This window comes from Nocardia sp. SSK8, from assembly GCF_037034205.1.
In the GTDB taxonomy this organism is placed as follows: Bacteria; Actinomycetota; Actinomycetes; order Mycobacteriales; family Mycobacteriaceae; genus Nocardia.
Genome location: NZ_JBAGKD010000014.1, coordinates 14522 through 39330 on the forward strand (window position 1 = coordinate 14522; position 24809 = coordinate 39330).

30 protein-coding genes are annotated in these 24809 nt (G+C 68.3%); 10 read left to right on the forward strand and 20 right to left on the reverse strand.

Translation table 11 applies throughout. From position 1 onward, the window contains the following. Positions 1 to 49 precede the first annotated feature (49 nt). Positions 50 to 1786, reverse strand: coding sequence for an ABC transporter ATP-binding protein (locus WA675_RS22970; protein ID WP_336086951.1), 1737 nt, complete (start codon positions 1784 to 1786; stop codon positions 50 to 52). Beyond that, positions 1783 to 3624 (reverse strand): ABC transporter ATP-binding protein, encoded by a 1842-nt coding sequence (locus WA675_RS22975; RefSeq protein WP_336086952.1) that lies wholly within the window; start codon positions 3622 to 3624, stop codon positions 1783 to 1785. The genes WA675_RS22970 and WA675_RS22975 overlap by 4 nt, the downstream gene beginning before the upstream one ends. 184 nt (positions 3625 to 3808) lie before the next feature. On the opposite strand from WA675_RS22975, the gene WA675_RS22980 reads away from it, so the two are divergent. The 5 genes from WA675_RS22980 (at position 3809) to WA675_RS23000 (ending at position 7650) form a co-directional block, all read left to right on the forward strand. Beyond that, the gene (locus tag WA675_RS22980; protein ID WP_336086953.1) at positions 3809 to 4228 is read left to right on the forward strand and encodes a TIGR03667 family PPOX class F420-dependent oxidoreductase; all 420 of its coding nucleotides are present in this window, start codon (positions 3809 to 3811) and stop codon (positions 4226 to 4228) included. Further along, positions 4228 to 4806: a putative glycolipid-binding domain-containing protein gene (locus WA675_RS22985; protein ID WP_336086954.1), complete on the forward strand. Its 579-nt coding sequence runs from the start codon at positions 4228 to 4230 to the stop codon at positions 4804 to 4806. The genes WA675_RS22980 and WA675_RS22985 overlap by 1 nt, the downstream gene beginning before the upstream one ends. A 122-nt stretch (positions 4807 to 4928) precedes the next feature. Beyond that, a complete protein-coding gene (locus tag WA675_RS22990) occupies positions 4929 to 5870 on the forward strand; it encodes an RluA family pseudouridine synthase (RefSeq protein WP_336086955.1) in 942 nt (313 codons plus the stop codon). 138 nt (positions 5871 to 6008) lie between these two features. Continuing rightward, positions 6009 to 6746 (forward strand): CPBP family intramembrane glutamic endopeptidase, encoded by a 738-nt coding sequence (locus tag WA675_RS22995; protein WP_336086956.1) that lies wholly within the window; start codon positions 6009 to 6011, stop codon positions 6744 to 6746. A gap of 61 nt (positions 6747 to 6807) precedes the next feature. Continuing rightward, positions 6808 to 7650, forward strand: a complete 843-nt coding sequence (locus tag WA675_RS23000; RefSeq protein ID WP_336086957.1) for an SDR family oxidoreductase — start codon at positions 6808 to 6810, stop codon at positions 7648 to 7650. 9 nt (positions 7651 to 7659) lie between these two features. Here the strand turns inward: WA675_RS23000 and WA675_RS23005 are convergent, their stop codons facing one another. Both WA675_RS23005 and WA675_RS23010 read right to left on the reverse strand, forming a co-directional pair. Then, positions 7660 to 8046: a hypothetical protein gene (locus WA675_RS23005; protein ID WP_336086959.1), complete on the reverse strand. Its 387-nt coding sequence runs from the start codon at positions 8044 to 8046 to the stop codon at positions 7660 to 7662. A 10-nt stretch (positions 8047 to 8056) separates the two neighbouring features. Continuing rightward, positions 8057 to 9715: a hypothetical protein gene (locus WA675_RS23010; RefSeq protein ID WP_336086960.1), complete on the reverse strand. Its 1659-nt coding sequence runs from the start codon at positions 9713 to 9715 to the stop codon at positions 8057 to 8059. A 216-nt stretch (positions 9716 to 9931) separates the two neighbouring features. Between WA675_RS23010 and WA675_RS23015 the strand changes: the two genes are divergently transcribed. Continuing rightward, positions 9932 to 11542, forward strand: a complete 1611-nt coding sequence (locus WA675_RS23015) for a hypothetical protein (RefSeq protein WP_336086961.1) — start codon at positions 9932 to 9934, stop codon at positions 11540 to 11542. Between the two features lie 5 nt (positions 11543 to 11547). On the opposite strand, the gene WA675_RS23020 is transcribed toward WA675_RS23015, so the two are convergent. The 13 genes from WA675_RS23020 to rpsJ form a co-directional block, all read right to left on the reverse strand. Beyond that, entirely contained in the window at positions 11548 to 11922 is a 375-nt protein-coding gene (locus tag WA675_RS23020; protein ID WP_336086962.1) for a type II toxin-antitoxin system death-on-curing family toxin, read from the reverse strand. Further along, positions 11919 to 12113 (reverse strand): ribbon-helix-helix protein, CopG family, encoded by a 195-nt coding sequence (locus WA675_RS23025; RefSeq protein ID WP_336086963.1) that lies wholly within the window; start codon positions 12111 to 12113, stop codon positions 11919 to 11921. The genes WA675_RS23020 and WA675_RS23025 overlap by 4 nt, the downstream gene beginning before the upstream one ends. 110 nt (positions 12114 to 12223) lie before the next feature. Beyond that, positions 12224 to 12493: a 30S ribosomal protein S17 gene (gene rpsQ, locus WA675_RS23030; RefSeq protein WP_336086964.1), complete on the reverse strand. Its 270-nt coding sequence runs from the start codon at positions 12491 to 12493 to the stop codon at positions 12224 to 12226. Next, positions 12490 to 12729, reverse strand: a complete 240-nt coding sequence (rpmC, locus tag WA675_RS23035; RefSeq protein ID WP_336086965.1) for a 50S ribosomal protein L29 — start codon at positions 12727 to 12729, stop codon at positions 12490 to 12492. Before rpmC ends, rpsQ begins: the two co-directional genes overlap by 4 nt. Then, a complete protein-coding gene (rplP, locus tag WA675_RS23040) occupies positions 12729 to 13145 on the reverse strand; it encodes a 50S ribosomal protein L16 (protein WP_019045023.1) in 417 nt (138 codons plus the stop codon). The genes rpmC and rplP overlap by 1 nt, the downstream gene beginning before the upstream one ends. A gap of 3 nt (positions 13146 to 13148) precedes the next feature. Next, entirely contained in the window at positions 13149 to 13943 is a 795-nt protein-coding gene (rpsC, locus tag WA675_RS23045) for a 30S ribosomal protein S3 (RefSeq protein ID WP_019045022.1), read from the reverse strand. Next, positions 13944 to 14357, reverse strand: a complete 414-nt coding sequence (gene rplV, locus WA675_RS23050) for a 50S ribosomal protein L22 (RefSeq protein ID WP_336086966.1) — start codon at positions 14355 to 14357, stop codon at positions 13944 to 13946. Beyond that, positions 14354 to 14635 carry a 30S ribosomal protein S19 gene (gene rpsS, locus WA675_RS23055; RefSeq protein ID WP_056818481.1) on the reverse strand — a complete coding sequence of 94 codons (282 nt, stop codon included), beginning with the start codon at positions 14633 to 14635 and terminating at the stop codon, positions 14354 to 14356. Before rpsS ends, rplV begins: the two co-directional genes overlap by 4 nt. A 14-nt stretch (positions 14636 to 14649) precedes the next feature. Beyond that, positions 14650 to 15486 (reverse strand): 50S ribosomal protein L2, encoded by an 837-nt coding sequence (gene rplB / locus WA675_RS23060; RefSeq protein ID WP_067491152.1) that lies wholly within the window; start codon positions 15484 to 15486, stop codon positions 14650 to 14652. Positions 15487 to 15519: 33 nt separating this feature from the next. Beyond that, complete coding sequence (rplW, locus tag WA675_RS23065; protein ID WP_019045018.1) at positions 15520 to 15825, reverse strand: 50S ribosomal protein L23; 306 nt, start codon at positions 15823 to 15825, stop codon at positions 15520 to 15522. Continuing rightward, positions 15822 to 16496, reverse strand: coding sequence for a 50S ribosomal protein L4 (gene rplD / locus WA675_RS23070; RefSeq protein WP_336086967.1), 675 nt, complete (start codon positions 16494 to 16496; stop codon positions 15822 to 15824). The genes rplW and rplD overlap by 4 nt, the downstream gene beginning before the upstream one ends. Further along, on the reverse strand, positions 16493 to 17158 hold the full coding sequence (gene rplC / locus WA675_RS23075) for a 50S ribosomal protein L3 (RefSeq protein WP_336086968.1): 666 nt from the start codon (positions 17156 to 17158) through the stop codon (positions 16493 to 16495). Before rplC ends, rplD begins: the two co-directional genes overlap by 4 nt. A gap of 14 nt (positions 17159 to 17172) precedes the next feature. Then, complete coding sequence (rpsJ, locus tag WA675_RS23080; protein WP_003938093.1) at positions 17173 to 17478, reverse strand: 30S ribosomal protein S10; 306 nt, start codon at positions 17476 to 17478, stop codon at positions 17173 to 17175. 547 nt (positions 17479 to 18025) lie between these two features. Here rpsJ and WA675_RS23085 point away from each other — a divergent pair. From WA675_RS23085 to WA675_RS23100, 4 genes are all read left to right on the forward strand, one after another. After that, positions 18026 to 18502: a hotdog fold domain-containing protein gene (locus WA675_RS23085; RefSeq protein ID WP_336087002.1), complete on the forward strand. Its 477-nt coding sequence runs from the start codon at positions 18026 to 18028 to the stop codon at positions 18500 to 18502. A 66-nt stretch (positions 18503 to 18568) separates the two neighbouring features. Beyond that, positions 18569 to 19447, forward strand: coding sequence for an ABC transporter ATP-binding protein (locus tag WA675_RS23090; RefSeq protein ID WP_336087004.1), 879 nt, complete (start codon positions 18569 to 18571; stop codon positions 19445 to 19447). Continuing rightward, positions 19444 to 20613 carry an ABC transporter permease gene (locus WA675_RS23095; protein ID WP_336087006.1) on the forward strand — a complete coding sequence of 390 codons (1170 nt, stop codon included), beginning with the start codon at positions 19444 to 19446 and terminating at the stop codon, positions 20611 to 20613. The genes WA675_RS23090 and WA675_RS23095 overlap by 4 nt, the downstream gene beginning before the upstream one ends. A 163-nt stretch (positions 20614 to 20776) precedes the next feature. Next, the gene (locus tag WA675_RS23100) at positions 20777 to 21955 is read left to right on the forward strand and encodes a lycopene cyclase family protein (protein ID WP_336087008.1); all 1179 of its coding nucleotides are present in this window, start codon (positions 20777 to 20779) and stop codon (positions 21953 to 21955) included. A gap of 50 nt (positions 21956 to 22005) precedes the next feature. Here WA675_RS23100 and WA675_RS23105 read toward each other — a convergent pair whose 3' ends face one another. Genes WA675_RS23105 through WA675_RS23115 form a run of 3 tightly spaced genes read right to left on the reverse strand, consistent with a single transcriptional unit; the run spans position 22006 to position 24640 of the window. Further along, positions 22006 to 22833 carry an ABC transporter permease gene (locus WA675_RS23105; RefSeq protein ID WP_336087010.1) on the reverse strand — a complete coding sequence of 276 codons (828 nt, stop codon included), beginning with the start codon at positions 22831 to 22833 and terminating at the stop codon, positions 22006 to 22008. Next, the gene (locus tag WA675_RS23110; protein ID WP_336087012.1) at positions 22830 to 23639 is read right to left on the reverse strand and encodes an ABC transporter permease; all 810 of its coding nucleotides are present in this window, start codon (positions 23637 to 23639) and stop codon (positions 22830 to 22832) included. The genes WA675_RS23105 and WA675_RS23110 overlap by 4 nt, the downstream gene beginning before the upstream one ends. After that, positions 23636 to 24640: an ATP-binding cassette domain-containing protein gene (locus WA675_RS23115; protein WP_336087014.1), complete on the reverse strand. Its 1005-nt coding sequence runs from the start codon at positions 24638 to 24640 to the stop codon at positions 23636 to 23638. Before WA675_RS23115 ends, WA675_RS23110 begins: the two co-directional genes overlap by 4 nt. Positions 24641 to 24809: the final 169 nt, after the last annotated feature.

The window sequence follows — 24809 nt, forward strand, 5'->3', positions numbered from 1 at the left end:
CGCAGCGGCCCCGCGGATCGGAATCCACGGGGCCGCTGGGGGTTCGAGGTCAGGCCGGGACCGGTTCCAGGCGCCAGCCGGTGGCGCGCTCGCGTTCGTTCCAGAAGGCGGCGTAGCGGCCGTCGGCGGCGAGGAGTTCGGCGTGGGTGCCGCGTTCGACGATGCGACCGCCGTCGAGGAACAGGATCTGGTCGGCGTGGGCGATGGTGGCCAGGCGGTGGGCGACGACGAGAACCGTTTTGTCCCTGGTCAATTCGTGGATGCCACGAACGACCACCGCTTCGCTGTGCGGGTCGAGGGCGCTGGTGGCCTCGTCGAGCAGCACGATCGGCGCGTCCTTGAGCAGGGCGCGGGCGATCGAAACACGTTGGCGCTCACCGCCGGATAGCGACGCGCCACCCTCGCCGACCTGGGTGTCGAAGCCCTCGGGCAGGCGGTCGACGATCTCGTCGACGCGCGCCGCCATGGCCGCGCGGCCCAGCTCCTCGTCGGTGGCCTCGGGGTTGCCGATGCGGATGTTCTCGGCGACCGAGCGGTTGAACAGGTAGACGTTCTGGAACACCAGCGACATCTGGCCCAGCAGCGTCTCCGAGGGCTGGGCGCGCACATCGTGCTCACCGACCGAGACCGTGCCGGACTCCACGTCGTAGAACCGGGCGGCCAGGCGCAGCAGGGTGGTCTTGCCCGAACCGCTGGGGCCGACGATGGCCGTGGTGGTGCCCGCGGGCACCGTGAACGACAGGTCCGACAGCACTGGTTCGCCGGGGCGGTAACCGAAGCTGACCTCGTCGAACACCACAGCGGGCGCACCGGGGGTGACGGCCTCGGTGGCCTCGGGCAGGGTCGGCTCGTCGAGCAGGTCGGTGATGCGGTCGGCGGCCGCGGCGGCCGAGCGCAGGGCGCTGCCCAGCTGGGCGGCCTGGTTGACCGGTTCGATGAAGCGCGAGCTCACCGCGATCAGCGCGATGGCGACGGCGGCCGAGATCGAGCCGTCGGTCACCTGCACCACCGCGATGTACACCAGCACCAGGAACACGGCCTGCACGAACAGCGCGAACACCACCAGGCCGGGCACGGTGGCCACCATCATCCGCATGATCGCCGAACGGTGCCGCACCAGCGCGGAATCCAGCTTCTTGTTGCCCGCGCCCACCGCGCCGAACGCGCGCAGCACCGGCTGGGCCTGCGCGAATTCGACCACGCGCGAATCGGCTTCGGCCGCCGCGTCGTGCAGCCGGGCGTCGGCGCCGGTGTAGGCGCGATTGGCGAGGTTGTTCACCAGGTAGAGCACCGGCGCGGCGAGCAGCATGGCCAGACCGACGCGCCAGTCGATGAACAGCATGCCCAGCGCCACGGCCACCGGCACGATGACGCCGGTGAGCACCTTGGTGAGCAGGTAGGCGATCAGGCCCTGCATCTCGCGCACCTGCTCGACCACCACGCGCGAGAGCGGTCCGGCGTCGCGGCCCTCGAACCAGCCCAGCGGCAGCGCGTTGAGCTTGTCACCGAGGCGGGTCTGCAGGCCGGACTGCATGCCGAGACCGATGCGCAGGCCGAGCACGGCCTGCGCATAACCGAACACGATCAGCCCGCCCACGGCGACGGCCATACCCAGCGCCCACAGCCAGGCGCTGCTCAGGTCGTCGTCGATGAGCGATTCGAGCACCGGGACCAGCAGCAGGTAGGCGGCGGCCTGGCACAGCGCCTGCAACACGATGGCGGCGAGCAGCTTGGGGACCAGCGGCCCGAATTCGGCGGGAACCAGCCGGAATACCTTGCGAATCATCGTGCGTCCTCCACCAGGGCGAGCGTGCCGAGCGCGGCCTCGTTGATCTCCCAGAGCCGCTGATAGAGCCCACCGGCACCGACCAGATCGGCGTGGGGGCCCTGTTCGACGAGGGTTCCGTTCTCCAGCACCAGGATGCGGTCGACCCCGGTGATGGTGTGCAGGCGGTGCGCGATCACCAGCACGGTGCGACCGGCGACGAGCGCGGCCAGCGCGTCCTGCACGGCGGCTTCCGATTCCGGGTCGGCGAAGGCGGTGGCCTCGTCCAGCACGAGCACCGGGGTGTCGGCGAGCAGGGCGCGCGCGATCGAGAGGCGCTGGGCCTCACCGCCGGAGAGGATGGCGTCGACGCCGATCTCGGAGTCGTAGCCGCGCGGCAGGGCCACGATGCGGTCGTGGATCTGGGCGGCGCGGGCGGCGCGCTCGAGGGCGGCGTCGTCGGCGTCGGGGCGGGCCAGCGCCAGGTTCTCGCGGATCGAACCACGGATCAGGCGCACATCCTGGAAGACGAAACCGACCGTGCGATACAGCTCCTCGCTGCCGTATTCGCGGATGTCACGGCCGCCGATGGTGATCCGGCCCGCGCCCACGTCGTAGAAGCGGGGCAGCAGCTTGGCCAGGGTCGACTTGCCCGAGCCGCTCGGGCCGACCAGGGCGGTGATGGTGCCGGGGCGCAGTTCCAGGTCGAGACCGCGCAGCACGTCGTGGTCGGTGCGGTAGCCGAACCGCACGCCCTCGAAGCGGACCACGCCGGACTCGCCATCGGTCGGCGAGGCGGTGTCCGGGGCCTGTTCGAGTTCGGCGGTCTGCTGCAATTCATGCAGGCGCAGGGCGGCGGCGCCACCGGCGCGCAGGGCCTGCGAGCCGTAGCCCAGGCCGAGCAGCGAGCTGCCGATACCCAAGCCGACCAGCACGAACGGCAGCATGTCCAGCGGCTGGACCCAGCCGAGGCCGACCCCGGCCAGCCCGCCGACCACCACGACCAGCATCACGAACACGGGCGCGACGACGATGTCGGAGGCGGCCTGCACGCGGATGATCGGCATCTTCATCTTGTGCGCCGAACGCACCAGACCGTCGACCGAGTCCTGGAATTCGCGATGCGCCTTGCCCGCCTGGCCGAACGCGCGCACCACCTGGATGCCGTCGACGAATTCGATGGCGGCCTGCGAGGTGCGCTGCTCCCAGCGGGTGTAGACGGCGACGCGGTCGCGGCCGTCGCGGTCCATGATCCGGCCGAACAAGCGCACGTAGGCGAGCAGCGGGATGAGCAGGACCAGGGTGAGCCGCCAGTCGACGGTGAACAGGTAGCCCAGCGTCACCACCGGCACCACCACCGCGCCGACGAACTCGAGCCGGGCGTGGGCGACCAGGTAGTGCAGGGCCTCGACGTCGTCGCGCAGGTAGGTCTTGACCTCGCCTGAGCTGCGCTCGCCGAACCAGCCCAGCGGCACCCGGGTGAGCTTGGCGGCCAGCGCGCGGCGCAGGCTGAGCTGATACCCCGCGTCCACCGCGTGCGACCAGATCAGCACCACGACCTGCAGGAACGCGCGCACCAGCAGCACCGCGACGGCGGCGCCGAACAGCCACCACACGCGATCGGTGTCGACCGGGGATTCGAGCAGTTCGCGGCAGGCCTGCACGATCAGCAAAAACGGCACGACCGCGCAGATCGAGGCGACCGCGACGATCAGGCTCGCGACCGTGAGCATGCCCGATACCGGCGCGAGGATCTCCTTGCGCGCCTGCGCTTCCTGCTGCTTCTTCGCCTTCGCGACCGCCTTGGGCGGCCGGTTGCCCGACTCCGCCCCCGGCGGCGGCGCTACCTGCACCGTCATCACTTCTCGCCTCTCGACCTGTTCGCGGCAACTCGCCGAAGATAGGTTAGCCTAAATTGCCCGGCGGCGGACCGGTGGGCAGGGCGGATGAGCTGCGGGGTTGAAGGTGTGCGCCGACGGGAATGGCGAGAATGTAGGCGACGTTGCGCAGACCGAACCGATCGTTCACCGTGAGGAGCACATCGTGTCCGTTCTCGACGAAAGCACCACCTTCGGCGCCAAGGTCGCGCAGCGGCTGGCAGGCGATCATGTCGTCTGGTTGACCACCGTCGCCCCGAGCGGGACGCCCCAGCCCAATCCGGTCTGGTTCCTCTGGCAGAACGGGGAGTTTCTCCTGTTCACCCAGCCCGGCACCCCGAAGCTGCGCAATATCGCCGCCGACCCGCGCGTCTCGCTGAATCTCAACAGCACCGCCAGCGGCGGCGATTTCGCGGTGTTCACCGGGTCGGCCCGGGTGGGCGAGGCGGCGACCGACGCCGAGATCGCGGCGTACTCGCGCAAGTACACGCAGGGTTTCGTCGAGATCGCGATGACCGAGGCCGAGTTCTTCGCCGACTACGCGGTGCCCGTGCGTGTGGCGCCCGATCGCATTCGCGGGTTCTGATGGTCTTCGCGCCGCTGCCGTCCTCGGCCGCGTGGCGGCAGCACGGCGCGCGTACCGGATTCGAGGTGGCCTACTTCCGCGACGGCGAGCGCGGGCTCGTCGTCGAGGGCTGTGCGACCGCCGTCGAGGACGGCCAGACCTGGGCGATCGACTACCGCCTGCGGATCGACAGCGATTGGCGCACCCGCTCGGCCCAGATCACCGGCCGCTACCCCGGCGCCCGGCACGCGATCACCGTGCAGACCGACGGACTGGGCCGCTGGCAGGTCGACGGCGTGCACGCCCCCGAACTGGACGGATGTCTCGACGTGGACTTGGCGGCCTCGGCCTTCACCAACGCCCTGCCGGTGCACCGCCTCGGCCTGGCCGTCGGCGACGCCGCCGACGCCCCTGCGGTCTACGTGGACGCGACCGACCTCACCGTCACCCGCCTGAACCAGCACTACCGCCGCCTCGCCGACACCACCGCCCAGCGCTACGACTACCGCGCGCCCAGGTTCGACTTCGAGGCCACCCTCGAATACGACGACTCCGGCTTGATCCTCGACTACCCAGGACTAGCGACAAGGGCCGACTGACCCCCCACACCAGCCCCGCACGCCCCGACCTCGAGGAGGGGCAGGCCGACGAAGTCGGCCGTCGCGGCCCGTCCCGGGGGGCCGCGACTCGAGCGCGCCAGCGCTCCGATAACACTGCTCTCATGCGACGCAGGCAGCAGCCGCCGCTGCCGAAACGGCACGGCCTCGATCCCGCCCGGCTCCGGCTCCCCGAGGACGGGCACTGGGCGACCGTGCGCGAGCACCTGGTGGAGCGGTTGCCACGGGTCGATCCGGCGCGGATCGACGAGATGCTGGCGGCCGGTGAGATCGTCGATCTGACGGGTCCGCTGGCGCCGGACGCGCCGTATGTGCCCGGTGGCGCGGTGTGGTTCCACCGTGATCTGCCCGTGGAGCGCGAGGTGCCGTTCGAGATCGGGATCGTGTATCGCGACGCGGACATCCTCGTCATCGACAAGCCGCATTTCCTGGCGACCATCCCGCGCGGGCAGCACATCCTGCAGACCGCCCTGGTCCGCCTGCGCCGCGATCTCGACCTGCCCGATCTCATCCCCGCGCACCGCCTGGACCGGGTGACCGCCGGGCTGATCCTGTTCGTGGTGAATCCGGCCGCGCGCGGCGCGTATCAGACCATGTTCCACCGGCGCACCGTGCGCAAGGAGTACGAGGCCATCGCGCCCTACGATCCCGCGCTGGAGCTGCCGCGCGTCGTGCGCAGCCGGATCGTCAAGGAGAAGCACGTGATCGCGGCGCAGGAGGTCGAGGGCGAGCCGAATGCCGAGACCGAGGTGGAGCTGCTCGAGCACCGCGACGGCCTCGGCCGCTACCGGCTGCGCCCGCACACCGGCCGCACCCATCAGCTGCGCCTGCATATGAACAGCCTCGGCGTGCCGATCCTCGGCGACGATTTCTACCCGGTGCTCACCGACAAATCCGTCGACGACTACACCCGGCCGCTGCAATTGCTGGCCGCCTCGCTCGAGTTCACCGATCCGCTCAGCGGGCAGCCGCGACGGTTCGAGACCGGGCGCGGCTTGCAGGCGTGGACAGATCTGCCGGGCTGGTCCGGATCGGCTGACGAGTAGCTCACAACCCCCGGACGGCGTGTCGATCTTGATGCTCGCCAGCCGCCCCGGTAGCCCCCGGTTTCGGCCGGGAATCCCGCGTTGACCTGCGTTCCCCCGGCCGTTTCCTTTTCGTGACCTTTCCGTACACTCGGTCGGGTGCCCGTACCCGCCACCGTCGCCGAGCCCCGGCCCAAGCTGCACGCGTACATCGATATCGCGGTGGTCGTGGTCGTGCTGGCCGGGACCAATCTGATCGCGCACTTCACCACCGCGTGGGCCAATATCGTGACCGTGCCGATCGCCGCGATCGCGCTGCTGGCGCTGATGCGTCGGCGCGGGCTGGGCTGGGCCGAGCTGGGGTTGTCCCCACGGCACTGGCGACGCGGGACGATCTACGCGCTCGGCGCGGTCGGCATCGTGCTCACCGCGGTCGCGATCGGCGCGATCCTGCCGATCACCCGGCCGTTCTTCCTGGCCGACCGCTATGCCACCATCTCCGGCGCGCTCATCGCGTCGATGATCGTCATCCCGTTGCAGACGGTGATCCCCGAGGAGCTCGCCTTTCGCGGCGTGCTGCACGGGACGCTGGACCGGGTGCTCGGGGTGCGCGGGCTGTTCGCGGCCGGGTCGCTGCTGTTCGGGTTCTGGCATATCGCGTCGTCGCTGGGGTTGACCAGCGGGAACAAGGGGTTGTCCGACATCGTCGGGGGCGGGCTGGCCGGGCAGATTCTCGGCATCACGCTCGCCGTCGTGGCCACGGCCGGGGCCGGTGTGGTGTTCACCTGGCTGCGCAGGCGCAGTGGCAGTCTGCTCGCGCCGATCGCGTTGCACTGGTCGCTCAACGGGGCGGGCGCGCTGGCCGCGGCACTCGTCTGGCATACCGCGCTGCGCTGAAGGCTTCCGACATGATGTCATGTCAGAAGTACCTTGTTCTCGATCGAAAGGCTCCCTGCCGATGAAGCGCATCCATGCCGGTCTCGTCGTGGCAGTCACCGGCGGCGCGGCGGGCATCGGCCGCGAGATCGCGCACCAGTTCGCCGCCGCGGGCGCGAAGGTGTGCATCGGCGATCTCTCGGGCCACGACGCGCGGGTCACCGCCCGCCAGCTGCCCGGCACCGTGCACGGATGCGAACTCGACGTCACCGACGAGCGGTCCTTTCACAGCTTCCTCGCCACCGCCGAGGCACTGCTCGGACCGATCGACGTGCTGGTCAACAATGCGGGCGTGATGTGGGTCGGCGCCTTCGACACAGAACCCGACGCCGCCACCGCGCGGATGATCGCGGTCAACCTGCACGGTGTCATCCGGGGCGTGCGGCTGGTCGCGCCCGGCATGCGAGCCCGCAAGCGCGGTCACATCGTCACCATCGCCTCGGCCGCCTCCCGGCTCTCCCCACCTGGCGAGGCCACCTACGCGGCGACCAAACACGGCGTGCTGGGCTACCTCACCGCCGTCCGCGAGGAACTGCGCGGCACCGGCGTGCGGCTCTCGGTCATCCTGCCCGGCGTGGTCGACACCGAACTCGCCGTCGGCACCGCCACCGGCGCCGCGAAACTCCTCGACCCCACCGATGTCGCCCGCGCCGTCGTCGACGTGGTCGAACACCCCCGCTTCGAAGTCTCCCTCCCCGCCTACGTCACCCCCCTGGTCCACCTCACCGGCCTACTCCCCCAGCGACTACGCGACTTCTTCCTGCGCCGCACGGTCCCCAACCAGGTCACCGCCACCCGCGGCTCCGCCGCCCGCACCTCCTACGAAACCCGCGTACTGGGCGAAGAGCCGCACTCGGGGAACTGACCGCGACGGTCAGGCCGAAGTCGACCCGGGTCCGAGACGAGCCAGCAGCTCGCCGACCTCGCGAACCGCATCGACGGTTCGCAGCAGATCCGGCATCCGATCGAGAGCCCTTGACCATTTCCCCCGGAGCCGGTCCACCGGCTTGCCTTCATCGAGCGCCTCCACGATCTCCTCGACGTCAGCGGGCTGGGTCTGCGGCCCCGGCGCGGATTCGAGCAGCGCGACCACCCGCACCAGACTCGTGCGCAATTGCTCGAGGATGGCGGCGGAGGCGTCGTCCAGTCCGGCGCTGTGCTGCGTGACGGCAGCATTGATCATGCCGTTGTTCCCCGATCCGCCGATATTTCCGGCGACTACCTGGCCGCCCGAGATTTCGACACCATGTCCACCGGTCACTACGTTTCCCCTACTCCGTGCCCGCACCGTCGGCGGCACCCTGTTTGTTATCTATCGACCCGATATTGCCCGTGCCGCCGACATTTCCGGCGATCACCTGCGAGTTGTTGAGAACAGTCGAATTGTTGATCTGGGTGACCATTTCCCGGAGTCCCTCGGCCGCGATTCCGCGTTCCTCGAGAAATTTCTGTATCGCGTCCAGCACGCACCGCTCCATGATCTTGAGATAGCGATCGCTGTCGGACTCCTGGAAGAACGAATTCAGCCGGAGGCCTGCGGCGAGTTCTCGCATGCTCGCCCGGCTCCCGAAGACCTCGGCCGCCTCCGTCGGCGAACTCCACCGGCCACCCGAGCCCTCGCTCCCGCTGATCGACCGCCATAGATCGAGTGTCCGGGCCACCAGGTTCAAGGGAAGCAAGGCAAGTGCCGACGCGGCCTGGCCCAGTGCTTTGAGCTCGAGATTGGGCGGTGGCCGGTCGACCCCGCGGAAGCGGCCCGCGATAGGCGCGAGGACGAAACCATGCCACTCGACGACCAGCATCCGCTCGACGCAGCCGACGTGCAGATATCCCGATACCCCGAGCTGACGACCCCATCCTTCTACGCGAAAACACCGGAAGTACCGCATCCACTCCGGTGAGCAGTCGGCTAATTCCGCCCAGTCCCGGTTGCCGAGCACTGGGTCGGTATCGCTTTCGAGTGCGTGCAGCATCGCGTCGGCACGGCGCTGATACGGCAGTTGCCAAGCCGGGACGATCGCCCACTGGGTGACCGTCGCTTCGTTGAACCGCGAACCCGGCGTCAGGAACTCCGCTTTCGTCAGTTCCGCCACTCGCGCGGATACATAGTCCTGGAGTTCGCTCGGGCGGAACCGGGGAACTTCGGCCGCCGTGTCGTCTTTCGCACGCAGCTGAAACGCACTGGACCACGACCGGACCAGATTCCCCGCACCCAGGAACGGCGCGTCCCCGCGATAGACGATGACCTCACCCGAACTGTCGACCGCACGCCGGGCGTCCTCGGCGGCGATCCGGCGCAGCCGCTTCTCGTACCGGGCACACGCGGCCATGATGTCCGCCCGCCGGGACACCGACGGATCGTAGGCGTGGAACCGGAAATAGGCGGTCGCCGTCTGCCATGGCACGAACAGCTCGTAGGTCAGTGTCAGATAGATGCCAAGGGCGGCCACGAGCGCCACGGACAGCGAGATCATCACCGTAGCCGAGTCGTTCAGGCCGAGCAGGACGTACCCCGCGGCCAGCGGCCACGCCCACAAGAACGACAGGAGCCACCACAATGTCGCGGTGAGCGCCCAATTCGAACTCCGGCCCACCGAGCCCGAACCAGCGGGACCGAACTTGGCCACCACCCTGGCAAGCAGGCGCCAGCTCAACGCGGACAGTAGCCACCCCATCATCAGCGGCGCGGCGGCCAGGAGAAAGACCACCGCGCCACCGACCACATAGGCATTCAGCTTGCGCCGCTGCGCCCGTGCGGCAACAGCCTCGCGCAGGACCAGTTCGGCTTGCACACCAGGACTCGGTGGCACCGACCGTTTGGGCTCTGCGAGGAACTCGTTGATGAACCGATCGGCCAGCCGGGGGTCGAGATGAACCGCAGCGCTGAGAAACCTGGTGGCCTCGTCTTGATCACGACCCACGTCAGACATGCAACCCCCACGCAAAACGGTCGAATAGTGTTGACACTCCCCATATTTCACCGTGTCTCGCGCAACCGAGACTACCGCCCGCGATGACCGGCTGGGGTCATTTCGCCCCTAGCGACCCCTCGGGTTCGTTGACCTGACGACGGTCGACGTTTACGCTCTCTGCAATCACACATATGTTCGATAGTCCATATGTTCGAGTGACGCGGAAGGCGCGAGATGTCCGACGATCGGTCGATCGAGAATGCCCTCAGCACGCCGGACACCGCGATCACCGCCCTGGCTCAGCAGGTGGCGACGGCGCGGGGGAAGATCGGGCTGCAGCACGACACCGCGCTGTACGAGGCGCTCTCCGATGCCGAGATCCGCGCGGAACGTGAACTGGCCGAATGGGTTCGGGCGCAGCGGCGCAAGCAGCGCCGCCAGGCCGTCGCCGATGAACTCGCCACCGACCGGCGGGATCGGCGCACCGGCACACTGATCCGCCGGGCCGACGAGGCCGACGCGCGGTGGCATCGCAAGGCCCTGGCCGCGCGGCGGCGGGTGTCGAGCGCCGATGCCCGGCTCGCGCAGCTGTACCGGCGGTCGGAGTGGTCCTCGCGGGCGCTGATCGGGGTCGTTGTGCTCGGCATGGTCTGGGCCGGGGTGAACGTCCAGCGCAATCTCGTGCCGAGCGGGGATATGAGCGATCCGCTCTACTGGCTCAGCTACGGCATCGAGGCGATGATCTCGATCCCGATCATCGTCATCATGATCACCGCCACCACCGCCGCCCGCTGGGGGCGCGAACTGGAACGCGGCAAGGTCCTGCTGTTCGAACTCGCCCTCCTCGGCACCACCGTCGCCCTCAACGCGGGCCCCCACCTCGCCGCCGGATCCTTCGGTCGCGCCGCCGAATACGCCATCGCGCCGGTCATGGTGGGCGTGGTGATCTGGCTACACGCGTGGGTCTCGGCGCGGTACGCGATGTTGATCGAGGCCGCGTCGGTCGGGCTGCCCAACGACGCACCGAGCTACTCCCCCGCCGAGCGGATGACGTCCGGCTTCGCGGACGAGGCAGACCAGACCTCCGCCATGGAGAACACCACCCGCCCCCGGACCGACGCGACGGACACCCCCGCCGCCGAGCGCACCTCACGCCCGCACGGTGTCCGCCGCGTCTCGACCGAGAAACCGACCGCCCCCAGCACTCTCGAACTGATCCACAAGGCCGCCGCCGAACACCGCCGCGGCACCCCCGCCCCCACCACCCGGCGAATACCGGTGGCCGCCGCCGCGCAGACTCCCGCCGGCGACGCGACCGGCACCGACCCGGTTCCCGAGGCGACGGCGCACGCCGACACCGTCGCCCGTAACCCGAACGGCGACACCCCGTCACCTGCCGAACTGGCAGCGGTGCACATCGATCCCCAGCCCCCGGCCGACGAGCCGGAACAACTCACCCGCACGGCCGAACCCGAGCCGATCCGCGATAGCGAGCCCGCGGCCGCAGTCGACGCAACCCCCGGTAGCGAGCCCCCAGTCGATCAAGCGGCAGCATCCGAACCGGCACCCACCGACCCGGCCGACGACCTCCTCACCGAAGATCCCGAAGAAACCCCCGACTACGACTTCGACACCGACACCGAAGTCCGAGCCCTGGCCCGCCAGATCGCCAACCGCAGCCCCCTCCGCCTGACCCTCGCCCAGATCGAGGAAATCCTAGAACTCACCGACCAGTCCTGGCCCGCCCCAAATATCGGCGCCGAGGTAGGCGTCTCCGGCGCCACCGTCACCAACATCATCGAATTCGCCCGAAAGATCCGCCAGCCCTACGCCTTCACCGGCTGACGAACTCACGCCGGATCAGACCACAGCTCCAAGCTCTTCGCGATCTCGGCGACCTCCACATCGGCCGTCGCGATTCTGTCCATCAACTCTTCCTGCTCGTCCGGGAGTGGGCGGACACGATAGCCGTTCAGCCGGAGCATGGCGACACCGGCGACGAACGCGGTTCGTTTGTCGCCGTCGATCAGCGCGTGGTTACGCGCGATCGAATGCAAGAGAGCAGCAGCTTTGAGGAACAACCCGGGGTAGGCCTCCTGCCCGAAGACCGTCGCCTTCGGACGCTCGACAGCCCCTGCTAGTAGACCGATGTCCGCGACAGCGTGCGGCGTCTTGTTGACCTTGCGAGCGATGGCGACGACCTCAGCGAGATCGAGATAGATCATGCGAGTCGGCGCATCAACTCGGCATGCTCGTCCATGATCGAGTCGACCATCGAACCGAACGCCTCTGCTTGCCGGGCGACATACATATGAATGGCTTCCTGCGCCAAGTCCTGCTTACTGCGCCCAAGCCGCTCGGCCAGCTCGGTGAGCCGCCGGTCATCGTCCGCATTGAGCCGCAGTGTCATCGCCATGGCCACATGATACCAGCCAGGTATCACACTCCTGACGCAACGACGAAGGCCCGCTTCCCAGGGGGAAACGGGCCTTCGTGGCAACGATCTCGATGGATCGAGGAGGGACCTTACTTGGCCTTCTCCAGGACCTCGACCAGACGCCAGCGCTTGGTGGCCGACAGCGGACGGGTCTCCATCAGCTGAACGCGGTCGCCGACGCCGGCGATCTCGTTCTCGTCATGCGCCTTCACCTTGGAGGTGGTGCGGATGATCTTGCCGTAGAGCGGGTGCCGGTGACGGTCTTCCAGCTCGACGACGATCGTCTTGTTCATCTTGTCCGAGACAACGTAGCCGCTGCGTACCTTGCGGCTGTTGCGCTCTTCCTTCTTCTCGCTCATGCCGCGTCTCCCTTGCCAGCGGGTGCCGAGGCCAGGCCGAGCTCGCGCTCACGCATGACCGTGTAGATGCGCGCGATCTCGTGGCGGACGACGCGCAGACGACGGTTGTTGTCGAGCTGACCCGTCGCCATCTGGAAGCGCAGGTTGAAGAGCTCTTCCTTGCTCTCGCGCAGTTTGGCCACGAGCTCTTCTTCGTTGAGCTCGCGGAGCTCTGCGGCCGGTGTTCCGGTAGCCATCAGAACTGCTCCTCCCTGGTCACGATCCTGCACTTCATGGGGAGCTTGTGCATCGCGCGACGCAGGGCCTCGCGAGCGATCTCCTCATTCGGGTAAGACATCTCGAACATGACCCGACCGGGCTTCACGTTCGCGACCCACCACTCCGGCGAACCCTTACCGGAACCCATGCGGGTCTCGGCAGGCTTCTTGGTGAGCGGGCGGTCGGGGTAGATGTTGATCCAGATCTTGCCGCCACGCTTGATGTGGCGGGTCATCGCGATACGCGCCGACTCGATCTGACGGTTGGTGACGTAGGCGGGCTCGAGAGCCTGGATGCCGTACTCACCGAACGCCACCGCGGTGCCGCCCTTGGACATGCCGGAGCGGGACGGGTGGTGCTGCTTGCGGTGCTTGACGCGACGGGGCATCAGCATGCGTCAGCCCTCCTGGTTCTCTGCCGGTGCGTCCGCCACAGCGGTGGCGGCGCGACCGACCTCGGTCGAGGTCGCGGTGGTGCCGGCGGAACCGGAACGACGCGGGCGGCTCGGACGCTCGCGACGCGGGCGCTCCGGAGCAGCGGCGGCGGCGGTCAGCTCACGACGACCACCGACGATGTCACCCTTGTAGATCCAGACCTTCACGCCGATGCGACCGAAGGTGGTCTTGGCCTCGTAGAGGCCGTAGTCGATGTCCGCGCGCAGCGTGTGCAGCGGGACGCGACCCTCACGGTAGAACTCCGAGCGCGACATTTCGGCGCCACCGAGGCGGCCCGAGCACTGCACACGGATGCCCTTGACGTTCGGCGAACGCATGGCCGACTGGATGGCCTTGCGCATCGCGCGACGGAACGCCACACGGTTGCTGAGCTGCTCGGCGACACCCTGAGCGACCAGCTGCGCATCCGACTCGGGGTTCTTGACCTCGAGGATGTTCAGCTGGACCTGCTTCTTGGTGAGCTTCTCCAGCTCGGCGCGGATGCGGTCGGCCTCCGCGCCACGGCGACCGATCACGATGCCGGGACGCGCGGTGTGGATGTCCACACGCACGCGGTCACGGGTGCGCTCGATCTCGACCTTCGAGATACCAGCCCGCTCCATGCCGGTGGCGAGGAGCTTGCGGATCTGAACGTCTTCCTTCACGTATTCCGCGTACTGCTTGTCCGCGTACCAACGCGACTTCCAGTCGGTGGTGATACCGAGGCGGAAGCCATGGGGGTTGATTTTCTGTCCCATTTACTTTGCCCCTCCCTTCCGGCGGCTACGAGTGGCAGCGCCGGCAGTGGGCACGCTCTCGACCTCGATGGTGATGTGGCTGGTGCGCTTGCGGATCCGGAACGCGCGGCCCTGGGCCCGCGGCTGGAAACGCTTCATGGTGGCACCCTCGTCGACGAACGCGGTCGAGATGACCAGGGTGGCCGGGTTCAGGCCGAGGTTGTTCTCGGCGTTCGCCGCGGCACTGGCCACGACCTTGGCGACCGGCTCGCTCGCGGCCTGCGGCGCGAACTTCAGGATCGCCAGGGCGTCCTCGACGCGCTGACCGCGGACCAGGTCCACGACGCGACGCGCCTTCATCGGGGTGACCCGCACGTGCTTGGCGGTGGCGCGGGCAGTCGGGTTCTGAACCGTTTCGGTGTTGGTGTCAGTCATCGCCGCTTGCTCTTCCGGTCGTCCTTGACGTGGCTCTTGAACGTCCTGGTCGGCGCGAACTCACCGAGCTTGTGTCCGACCATGTTGTCCGAGATGAACACCGGCACGTGCTTGCGACCGTCGTGGACGGCGAAGGTGTGGCCGATGAAATCGGGGATGATGGTCGAGCGACGCGACCAGGTCTTGATGACCTGCTTCGTGCCCTTCTCGTTCTGCACGTCCACCTTCGCGAGGAGGTGGTCGTCGACGAACGGGCCCTTCTTGAGGCTGCGTGGCATTTCTTACCTCCTCCTTAGCGCTTCTTGCCGGTCTTGCGACGGCGGACGATGAGCTTGTCGCTCGGACGGTTGGGCTTACGGGTGCGGCCCTCAGGCTGACCCCACGGGGAGACCGGGTGGCGACCACCGGAGGTCTTACCCTCACCACCACCGTGCGGGTGGTCGACCGGGTTCATGACGACACCACGGACGGTAGGACGACGGCCCTTCCAGCGCATACGGCCGGCCTTGCCCCAGTTGATGTTCGACTGCTCGGCGTTGCCGACCTCGCCGACGGTGGCGCGGCAGCGCACGTCGACACGGCGGATTTCACCGGAGGGCATACGCAGGGTCGCGTACGGCCCTTCCTTGCCCAGCAGCTGGATGCTCATGCCTGCGGCACGGGCCATCTTGGCGCCGCCGCCCGGACGCAGCTCCACGTTGTGGATCGTGGTACCGGTCGGGATGTTGCGCAGCGGCAGGTTGTTGCCCGGCTTGATGTCGGCCGTGGGGCCGGACTCGATCGGGCTGCCCTGCTTGATGCCCTTCGGCGCGATGATGTAGCGCTTCTCGCCGTCGGCGAAGTGCAGCAGGGCGATGTTGGCGGTGCGGTTGGGGTCGTACTCGATGTGCGCGACCTTGGCCGGGATGCCGTCCTTGTCCAGTCGACGGAAGTCGATGACACGGTAGGCACGCTTGTGACCGCCACCGCGGTGACGCGTGGTGATGCGACCGTGCGCGTTACGGCCACCGGACTTGGTGAGCGGGCGCAGCAGCGACTTCTCCGGCGTCGACCGGGTGATCTCGGCGAAGTCCGAGACGCTCGAGCCACGACGGCCCGGCGTAGTCGGCTTGTACTTACGGATTGCCATGAGTTCTTCTCTGCTTTCTGGATGACCAGCCGCTTACGCGACCGGGCCTCCGAAGATCTCGATGGGCTTGCTGTCGGCCGAGATGGTCACGAGCGCGCGCTTGGTGTCCTTGCGCTTGCCGTAACCGAAGCGGGTCCGCTTGCGCTTGCCCTGACGGTTGGCGGTGTTGACGCTGGTCACCTTGACGCCGAAGACCTTCTCGACGGCAATCTTGATCTGCGTCTTGTTCGAATCCGGGTGCACCAGGAAGGTGTAGGTGCCTTCCTCGATCAGTCCGTAGGACTTCTCCGAGATGACCGGTGCGAGCAGGATGTCGCGGGGGTCGGCGATGGTGCTCACTTGCTCTCCTCCTGGGCCGCCTCGGCGGGACCGTGAACGAACGCGTTCAGGGCCTCGACGCTGAACACCAGTTCGTCGCTGTTGAGGACGTCGTAGGTGTTGAGCTGATCCGGGGCGATCGGCAGCACGTTCTGCAGGTTCGCCACGCTCTTCCACGCGGCGACGTCCTCGCGACCGACGACGACCAGGAACTTCTTGCGGTCCGACAGCTCGGACAGGAAGCTCTTGGCGGCCTTGGTCGACGGGGTCTGACCCGCGACCAGCTCGGTGATCACGTGGATGCGCTCGTTGCGGGCCCGGTCGGAGAGGGCACCGCGCAGGGCGGCGGCCTTCATCTTCTTGGGGGTCCGCTGGCTGTAGTCACGCGGCTGCGGGCCGTGGACGGTGCCACCACCGGCGAACTGCGGCGCACGGGTCGAACCCTGGCGGGCGCGGCCGGTGCCCTTCTGGCGGTACGGCTTCTTGCCACCACCACGGACCTCGCCACGAGTCTTCGTGGAGTGGGTGCCCTGGCGAGCGGCGGCGAGCTGAGCGATGACGACCTGGTGCATCAGCGCGACGTTGGCGGTCACGTCGAAGATCTCCGCGGGGAGTTCGACGGTGCCTTCGGTCTTGCCGCCTGCGGCCTTGACGGTCAGCGTCAGGTTGGCCTTCTTGTCGAGGCTGGTCATGCGTGCGCACCACCCTTCACGGCGCTCTTGACGATCACGACGTTGCCCTTGCGGCCAGGGATCGCGCCCTTGACCAGGAGCAGGCCGTTCTCGGCGTCGACCTTGTGAACCGAGAGGTTCTGCGTGGTGACGCGGTCGTTACCCATGCGGCCCGACATGCGCATGCCCTTGAACACGCGGCCGGGGGTGGCGCAGCCACCGATGGAACCCGGGCGACGGTGCACAGCCTGCGCACCGTGCGAGGCGCCCTGACCGGCGAAGCCGTGACGCTTCATGGTGCCGGCGAAGCCCTTGCCCTTGCTGATACCGGTCACGTCGACGTAGGTGCCCTCTTCGAAGACATCGGCGGAGAGCTCCTGGCCGACCTCGAAGGTGGAGGCATCCGCGACGCGGATCTCGGTGACGTGGCGGCGCGGGGTGACACCGGCCTTGGCGAACTGGCCGGCAGTCGGCTTGTTCACCTTGCGCGGGTCGATGGCGCCGAAAGCGATCTGGACGGCCGAGTAGCCGTCGCGCTCCACGGTGCGGATCTGGGTGACCACGTTCGGGCCCGCCTTGATGACGGTGACCGGGACGACGCGGTTCTTCTCGTCGAAGACCTGGGTCATGCCGAGCTTGGTGCCCAGGATGCCGGCCGCGGGCCGGTTCTTGTTGTCAGTCATATCTCGAGTCCCCGTCACTGAATGTTGACGTCGACGCTGGCCGGCAGGTCGATGCGCATGAGCGCGTCGACCGTCTTCGGCGTCGGGTCGAGGATGTCGATGAGGCGCTTGTGTGTACGCATCTCGAAGTGTTCGCGCGAGTCCTTGTACTTGTGCGGCGAACGGATGACGCAGTACACGTTCTTCTCGGTGGGCAACGGCACAGGCCCGACCACGCGGGCGCCAGTGCGGGTCACCGTCTCCACGATCTTGCGCGCAGACGCGTCGATCGCCTCGTGGTCATAGGCCTTGAGCCTGATGCGGATCTTTTGTCCCGCCACGCTAAGTGTCCTTTTCTCCGCTTTCCTTCGTGGTCACAGGAGCAAGCTCCCGCACCACCCTCATTTGCACAGTCCGAACACACGGGCTCATCCCCGCAGGCGCGAGGAACAAGTTGAAGACCGTGACCGGGCATCGCCCGATCCTCGCCGCTGTTCATCTGTCATGGTGCTCCGGTCCACGCGGTCGGGCGTGTCGCCTTTTCGCTCATTCTTCAGCCCTGATCACTTGCTCATCATCGGCCTGGAACGTGGTCCCGGACGTATCCACACCCGGCGAACCGGGGAGATACAAACTTCTGCTCGCCTGACTCGAACCGCCTCCTCCGAGGAGAGGGCATGATCCTGTGCAAGGCAACCCGAACAGTATGCACCATTCCGACAAGGCTCTTCAAATCGGGGGTCATGAGGTATCGATCACGCCCCCGCAGGGGCATCTACCTGGACCGCATCGCCGGAACGGGCTGTACCGAACAATGGTAGCTGTCACGATGCCAGCGGCCTCGAGCGAGGGTTCCCCGCTAACTTACTTTTGAGTAAGATAGTTCCCATGACACAGGAAACCGCGACCTACCGCGGCTGGAAGAAGCTGCCCGACAACAAGCTCGGGCACGCGCTGTTCTCCCTGGGGATGGTCGCCCGGGTCCCCTACTTCGGCACCGTGCTGCCCCAGGTGGTCCGGCTCGAGCCGGGTATCTGCGAGGTGACCTCGCCCAAGTGGTTCGGCATCCACAACCACATCGGCACCTTCCACGCGATCGCGGCGTGCAACCTGGCCGAGGTGGCGATGGGCATGCTCAGCGAGGCCACCGTGCCCACCACGCACCGCTGGATTCCGAAGGCGATGAACGTGCAGTATCTGGCCAAGGCCGAGAGCGGGCTGCGCGCGGTGGCCAAGCTGGCCGAGATCCCGGACTTCGACGCCATCACCGAGGGCACCGAGCTCACGGTGCCGGTCTCGATCTACGACAAGGACGGCATCGAGGTCGTGCACGCCGACATCACCACCTGGGTCACCCCGCGCTGAGTTCGGCCCCCGAAAGTCGTTGACTCGGTACGGTTGTGCTCGACGACGACAGACGGGGAGTGGTCCATGCTGGAAGTCGCGCAGCTGGTGCGCCGGTTCGGCGAGCACGTGGCGGTCGACGGGGTGTCCTTCGGGGTGCCGCCCGGCGCGTTGACGGGGTTCGTCGGGGGCAATGGCGCGGGCAAGACCACCACCATGCGGATGATCATGGGGGTACTGGCCGTGCAGGGCGGGGAGATCCGCTGGGACGGCAGGCCGGTAACGGCGCAGGACCGGCGCGGCTTCGGGTACATGCCCGAGGAACGCGGGCTCTATCCCAAACAGCCGGTCCTCGATCAGCTGGTCTATCTGGCCCGGCTGCGCGGACTGGCCACGGCCGAGGCCAAGCAGCGGGCCGGGGAACTGCTGGAACGCTTCGGGCTGGCCGACCGGAGTAAGGACAAGCTCGAGTCGCTGTCGCTGGGCAATCAGCAGCGCGTGCAGATCGCGGCCGCGGTGATCGCCCAGCCCACCGCGCTGATACTGGACGAACCGTTCTCCGGGCTGGACCCGGCGGCGGTGGATTCCATGGTGGAACTGCTGCGCGAATACGCCGACCAGGGTGTGCCGGTGCTGTTCTCCTCGCATCAGCTGGATCTGGTGGAGCGGCTGTGCGATCAGCTGGTGATCCTGGCGGGCGGGCGGGTCGTCGGGCAGGGCTCGGTCGAGTCGCTGCGGGCGGGCAGCGCGGCCCGGTACCGGCTGGTGGTCGACGGTGATCCGGGGTGGTTGCGGGAATTCGCCGGGGTGCGGGTGCTCTCGACCGAGGGGTCCTCGGCACTGCTCGAACTGGACGGGACCGACACGGACACCGTGTTGAAGGAAGCGCTGACCCGGGGGTCGGTGCGGGAGTTCGCCGAGGCGCGGCCCACCGTCGCCGAGATCTACCGGGAGGTGACCGCGTGAGCGGGGTGTGGCGGATCGTCGCGGTGCGCGAGATCGTGGTGAAGCTGCGGGATCGCAACTTCGTCGTGTCGACCGTGGTCACCATTGTCGCGATCGTGGCGTCGCTGGCGATCAGCGGATTCCTCAGCAGCAGGCCGGACAAGGTCGAGGTGGCGATCACCGGGCCCGAGACCGCGGTGGTACTCGATACCGCGAACGCCCTGGCCGACGCCGCCGACAGCGATACCACCTTCACCGCGCACCCGGCCGCCGATCGGGCGGCCGTGGAACAGCAGGTGCGCGACGAGACCGTCGATGTGGGTCTGGTGCCCGCGGAGTCCGGTGGCTGGCTGCTGGTGGGCAAGACCGCCGAGGACGACAACGCCACCACCTACATCACCGCCGCCGCCCAGCAGCTGGCCCTGCAGCGCAATGCCGAGGCCGCGGGCGTCTCGCTCGAGGAGCTGGGGCGCGGCGCGGGGGTGAGCTACGACCTGCTGGAGAAGGGCGCCGTCGATCCGGGGCTGAGCAAGATCGTGGCGCTGGTCTTCGCGTTCCTGTTCTACCTGGCCTCGGTGCTGTTCGGCATGTCGATCGCGCAGAGCGTGGTGGAGGAGAAGCAGAACCGGATCGTGGAGATCCTGGCCAGCGCGATGCCGTTGCGGCAGTTGCTGATCGGCAAGGTCGTCGGCAACGCGGTGCTGGCCTTCGTGCAGCTGGCGCTGTTCGTCGGCGCCGGGCTGGCGGGTCTGGCGGCCACCGGCAAGGCCGATCAGCTGGGTCAGATCGCCGGGGCGGCGGGCTGGTTCATCGTGTTCTTCCTGGTCGGGTTCGTCGCGCTGGCCAGCCTGTGGGCGGTGGCCGGTGCGCTGGCCACCCGCAGCGAGGACCTGCAGTCCACCGCCACTCCCCTGTCGATGCTGATCATGATCGTGCTGTTCGCGGGTATCTTCCTCACCGGCACCGCGCGGGTGGTGGCCTCCTATGTGCCGATCATGTCGATCGTCGCCATGCCGGGGCGGCTGGCCGATGGCACGGCGGCCTGGTGGGAACCGATCGTCGCGCTGGTGCTGATGGGGGTGGCGGCCTACGGGATCGTGGTCGTCGCGGAGAAGATCTACCGCCGCTCGCTCATGCAGACCCAGGGCCGCCTGACTATGCGCCAGGCCCTGGCGCTCGAGGACTGAGCTCCGTTCGGGATCGCCTCGCCGGTGGCGCAGCTCCGCGGGCTGCGACACCGGTCCCGGCCGCTCGGCGATCCGGATGGAACCGTGGACGGCGCCGACCGCCGCCGGGTTCCGTCCGAACGCATGGTTGCGCCGCGCGGCGCGCAGCGGATTGAATGCGGACGTGAGTGTTGCGCGGGAATTCGATGTGTGTGTGGTCGGGCTCGGACCGACGGGGCGGGGGCTGGCGCATCGGGCGGCGGTGGCCGGACTGCGGGTCGCGGCGGTGGATCCGCGGCCGGAGCGGTTGTTCCCGCCGACCTTCTCCTGCTGGGTCGACGAGCTGCCGGACTGGCTGCCGGACAGCGTGATCGCCCAGCGCATCGCGACCCCGACGGTGTGGACCAAGACCGAGCACCGGATCCCGCGCGAGTACTGCGTGCTGTCCAAGGCGGGACTGCACGCGGCGCTGGCCCTCGATGACGCCACGGTCTTCGCCGAGCGCGCCCGCCGCGTGGACCAGCACGAGGTCGAGCTCACCGACGGGACCGTCGTCCGGGCGAACACCGTCTTCGACACCCGCGGTCTGCCCACGCTGGGCAAGCGCCGGGCCGCCTCGGCACACGGCATCTTCGTCGACGCCGAGACCGCCGCGCCCATGGTCGGCGACGGCGAGGGCCTGCTGCTGGACTGGCGGCCGGAAAACGGCGCGGGCCCGGACGAACCGCCCTCGTTCCTCTACGCGGTCCCGCTCGGCGACGGCACGGTGATCTTCGAGGAGACCAGTCTGGGCCTGCGCGGCGGTATGCCCCAGCACGAACTGCGCAAGCGCACCCTGGCCCGCCTCGCCGCGCACGGCATCGTCCTGCGCGGGGACGAGCCCAGCGAGGCCGCGCACTACCCGCTGGACCAGCCGCCGCCGAAGCAGGGCGCCGCCGTGGCGGTCCCGTTCGGTTCGCGCGGCGGCATGATGCACCCGTGCACCGGCTACAGCGTCGCCGATTCGCTGGCGCTGATCGATACCGCGGTCACCGCCGTGCGACAGGGCGAGGACCCGGTCGAGGCGCTGTGGCCGTGGCAGGCGCGCGCGGTCTACTGGATGCGGATGCGCGGGCTGTTCGGCCTGGGCAGGCTCACCACCGATCAGTCGATCGCCATGTTCGAGGCGTTCTTCACCGAGTCCGAACGCGGGCAGCGCGCCCTGCTCTCGGCCCACGACGACTACGCGGCGCTGGGCGCGGTGCTGTTCAATACCGTCGCGCACACCTGGCCGTTCCGCTGGCGCTACGACCTGGTCGGCTGGACCAACCGCGACCGCTGGGTGGACTACCCCTTCGCCCCGGCCGAGGTCCAGACCAGCTGACACGCGAATCGCCTCCCCGGAGTCCGAGGAGGCGATTCGGCGTGCGGAACCTAGGCGGTCTGCGCGGCCTTCTTGTATCCGGCGATGGCCGGGTACGCGAACACCGCGATCATGCCGACCGTCCACGCGAGAGTCTTGAGCAGCGGCTCGGTCACCGGACCGCCGTAGGACAGCCCGATCATGGCGTTGATCGCACAGCTCATCGGCTGATTGGCGACCACGGTCTGCAACCAGGTCGGGTAGGCGCCGATCGGCACGAAGCCGGTGTTGAAGAACATGAGCAGCGTGTTGACGATGCTGATCAAGCTCACCAGCATCACGCCCTCGGTAATGGTGGCCAACGCCGTGACCATCACCGCGAACCCGAGACCGAACAGCACCGGCACGCTGACCAGCGCGATATTGGTCAGCGGCGATTCCATGAACAGGAAGCCCAGCGGCACCGCGACCAGCAGCACGATGATCGTGGTGATCAGGATGCGCAGCACCTCGGCCAGCAGCCTGCCGGTGAGCAGCGAGGCCTTGTTCAGCGGCATCGTGTAGAAGCGGCTGAGCAGTCCGGCCGCCTTCTCGCGTTTGAAGCCGAGCGCGCTCACCACCGCGCCGGTCATGGCCGCGACCAGCGTCAACAGCGCGGCCTGGCCGTAGATGGCTGGCATGCCGCCGTAGGCGGTGATGTAGTCGCCGAGCACGATGCGGAACATCAGCAGGGTCACCGCCGGGTAGGCGATGGTCTGGATGGTCGTCGACGGGTCGCGCAGCCACACCATCAGCAGGCGCTTGGCCTGGATGACGCTGTGCGTCGCCCATACGGTCACCGCGCCCTCGGGCTTGGCGTGCACCTCCGGCAGCTGGGCCGCGGTCAGGGTTGTCGTCATGATCGCCTCACACTCGCCCACACAGCCAGTGGGAGGAAGAAGATGGCCAGCCCGCCGAGCCACGTCAGCGAGACCCAGGTGCCCGCCCAGCTCAGGTCACCGGCGGCCATATCGCTGAGGGTCTGCGCGGCCTGCGAGATCGGCTGGTTGCGCGCGAAGGCCCGCGCCCAGGTGGGGAAGGCCTGCTCGGGCACGAAGCCGGTGGAGAGCATGCCGAAGATCAGGATGGGCAGGGTGAGGGCCTGGCTGAGCGCCTCGGGGTTCTTGGTGAGGCTGCCCAGCGCGTCGGCGCCCAGCGTCAGCACCACGCCGACGGCCAGCGCGAAGCCGAAGAACGCCAGCGCCTGCACCCAGCCGCCGGTGAACCGGAAGCCGATCAGATAGCCGTAGCCCACTGTCGCGATCAGCGAGACCACCGAACGCACCAGGCCCGCGCTGATCCGCGAGAGCAGCGGCACCAGCGAGCCGATCGGCATGGTCTGCAACCGGGTACTCAGGCCGGTGAGCGCCTCGAACGCGGCCAGCTGGGCATTCGACATCATGGTCATGGCCATGGTCTGCAGCACGATGATGGGCATCACGTACTGCGCGTAGTCGATGCCCTGCACCTTCATCACATAGCGCAGCGGCAGGTAGAACGCGACGGTGATCACCAGCGGGAACAGCACCGCGACGATCAGCTCGCCCTTGGTGACCATGGTGCGCACGATGCGCCCGGTCAGCGCGCGCCACTGCGCGAAGCTGCTCGGATGCGCTTCGGGGAGATCGGCGAACAGGGTGTCCGCCGTGGCGGCGGGGGCACTCACTGATGCCCGCCCGAATGGCCGGTGATGGAGAGGAACACGTCGTCGAGCGAGGGCCTGCGCAGCGCGATGTCGGCCAGGTCGATGCCCGCGGTGTCGAGCCTGCGCAGCGCCTCGGCCAGGGTGGCCGCGCCGTCGGGGGCGGGCACCGAGAGCTTGTCGGCACCGGCGATCTCGGCGGCCACCGCGGCGGGGACCAGATCGCCCAGCGCCTGCACGGTCGCGGCCAGGCGGCTCGGGTCCAGCGGGACGATCTCGCAGAAGCTGCCGCCGGTCTTGGCCTTGAGCTGGTCGGCGGTGCCCTCGGCGATGACGGTGCCCTTGTCGATGACGATGATGTTGTCGCTGAGCACGTCGGCCTCTTCGAGGTACTGCGTGGTGAGCAGCACCGTGATGCCCTGGTTCTTCAGCGCGGTGACCAGGTCCCACACGCCCTGACGGCTGCGCGGGTCCAGACCGGTGGTCGGCTCGTCGAGGAAGACCACCTCGGGCCGCACCACCAGGCCGCAGGCGATGTCGACGCGGCGGCGCATCCCGCCGGAGTAGTTGCGCACCGCGCGCTTACCGGCGCTGACCAGGTCGAATTCCTCGAGCAGCACCTCGGCGCGCTTGCGGGCGGCCGATTTGGTCAGGCCCATCAGCCTGCCGAACAGCTCGAGGTTCTCCCGGCCGGTGAGGTTCTCGTCGAGGGCGGCGTACTGGCCGGTCATCATGATCGCCCGGCGCACCCCGGCGGCGTCGGTGCGCACGTCGTGTCCGGCGACCACCGCGGTGCCCGAATCGGGGCTCAGCAGGGTGGACAGGATCTTGACCGTGGTGGTCTTGCCCGCGCCGTTGGGGCCGAGGATGCCGAGCACGCTGGCCCGTTCGGCCTGGAAACTGATGCCTTGCAGGGCGTGCACGTCCCCGAAGGACTTGCGCACGTCGGATACCAGCACCGCGGGCTCGTCGCGGTGCTGCGCGACGCCACCCACGGGCGAATCCACTGACTTCGAACTCGGCATCAACTCTCCACCATCGCACCGGGCGCGCGAGACCCGTCCGGAAACGCGCACACGGAATTTTTCGTCTCGGTAGGTGATCCATACCGTTCGGCGCGATGTTACCGGTCCGGCGCTTTTCCCGGTCGCGTCTCGGTCTGACTCGCCGGTTTTCCACACTCGTGTGGTCTTC

What these genes read in the sequence shown, in the direction of transcription:
- WA675_RS22970 (WP_336086951.1), bottom strand. Translation starts at nt 1,786, where the DNA reads ATGATTCGCAAGGTATTCCGGCTGGTTCCCGCCGAATTCGGGCCGCTG.
- WA675_RS22975 (WP_336086952.1), bottom strand. Translation starts at nt 3,624, where the DNA reads ATGACGGTGCAGGTAGCGCCGCCGCCGGGGGCGGAGTCGGGCAACCGG.
- WA675_RS22985 (WP_336086954.1), top strand. Translation starts at nt 4,228, where the DNA reads ATGGTCTTCGCGCCGCTGCCGTCCTCGGCCGCGTGGCGGCAGCACGGC.
- WA675_RS22990 (WP_336086955.1), top strand. Translation starts at nt 4,929, where the DNA reads ATGCGACGCAGGCAGCAGCCGCCGCTGCCGAAACGGCACGGCCTCGAT.
- WA675_RS23000 (WP_336086957.1), top strand. Translation starts at nt 6,808, where the DNA reads ATGAAGCGCATCCATGCCGGTCTCGTCGTGGCAGTCACCGGCGGCGCG.
- WA675_RS23010 (WP_336086960.1), bottom strand. Translation starts at nt 9,715, where the DNA reads ATGTCTGACGTGGGTCGTGATCAAGACGAGGCCACCAGGTTTCTCAGC.
- WA675_RS23015 (WP_336086961.1), top strand. Translation starts at nt 9,932, where the DNA reads ATGTCCGACGATCGGTCGATCGAGAATGCCCTCAGCACGCCGGACACC.
- WA675_RS23020 (WP_336086962.1), bottom strand. Translation starts at nt 11,922, where the DNA reads ATGATCTATCTCGATCTCGCTGAGGTCGTCGCCATCGCTCGCAAGGTC.
- WA675_RS23025 (WP_336086963.1), bottom strand. Translation starts at nt 12,113, where the DNA reads ATGGCGATGACACTGCGGCTCAATGCGGACGATGACCGGCGGCTCACC.
- rpsQ (WP_336086964.1), bottom strand. Translation starts at nt 12,493, where the DNA reads ATGAGCGAGAAGAAGGAAGAGCGCAACAGCCGCAAGGTACGCAGCGGC.
- rpmC (WP_336086965.1), bottom strand. Translation starts at nt 12,729, where the DNA reads ATGGCTACCGGAACACCGGCCGCAGAGCTCCGCGAGCTCAACGAAGAA.
- rplP (WP_019045023.1), bottom strand. Translation starts at nt 13,145, where the DNA reads ATGCTGATGCCCCGTCGCGTCAAGCACCGCAAGCAGCACCACCCGTCC.
- rpsC (WP_019045022.1), bottom strand. Translation starts at nt 13,943, where the DNA reads ATGGGACAGAAAATCAACCCCCATGGCTTCCGCCTCGGTATCACCACC.
- rplV (WP_336086966.1), bottom strand. Translation starts at nt 14,357, where the DNA reads ATGACTGACACCAACACCGAAACGGTTCAGAACCCGACTGCCCGCGCC.
- rpsS (WP_056818481.1), bottom strand. Translation starts at nt 14,635, where the DNA reads ATGCCACGCAGCCTCAAGAAGGGCCCGTTCGTCGACGACCACCTCCTC.
- rplB (WP_067491152.1), bottom strand. Translation starts at nt 15,486, where the DNA reads ATGGCAATCCGTAAGTACAAGCCGACTACGCCGGGCCGTCGTGGCTCG.
- rplD (WP_336086967.1), bottom strand. Translation starts at nt 16,496, where the DNA reads ATGACCAGCCTCGACAAGAAGGCCAACCTGACGCTGACCGTCAAGGCC.
- rplC (WP_336086968.1), bottom strand. Translation starts at nt 17,158, where the DNA reads ATGACTGACAACAAGAACCGGCCCGCGGCCGGCATCCTGGGCACCAAG.
- WA675_RS23085 (WP_336087002.1), top strand. Translation starts at nt 18,026, where the DNA reads ATGACACAGGAAACCGCGACCTACCGCGGCTGGAAGAAGCTGCCCGAC.
- WA675_RS23090 (WP_336087004.1), top strand. Translation starts at nt 18,569, where the DNA reads ATGCTGGAAGTCGCGCAGCTGGTGCGCCGGTTCGGCGAGCACGTGGCG.
- WA675_RS23105 (WP_336087010.1), bottom strand. Translation starts at nt 22,833, where the DNA reads ATGACGACAACCCTGACCGCGGCCCAGCTGCCGGAGGTGCACGCCAAG.
- WA675_RS23115 (WP_336087014.1), bottom strand. Translation starts at nt 24,640, where the DNA reads ATGCCGAGTTCGAAGTCAGTGGATTCGCCCGTGGGTGGCGTCGCGCAG.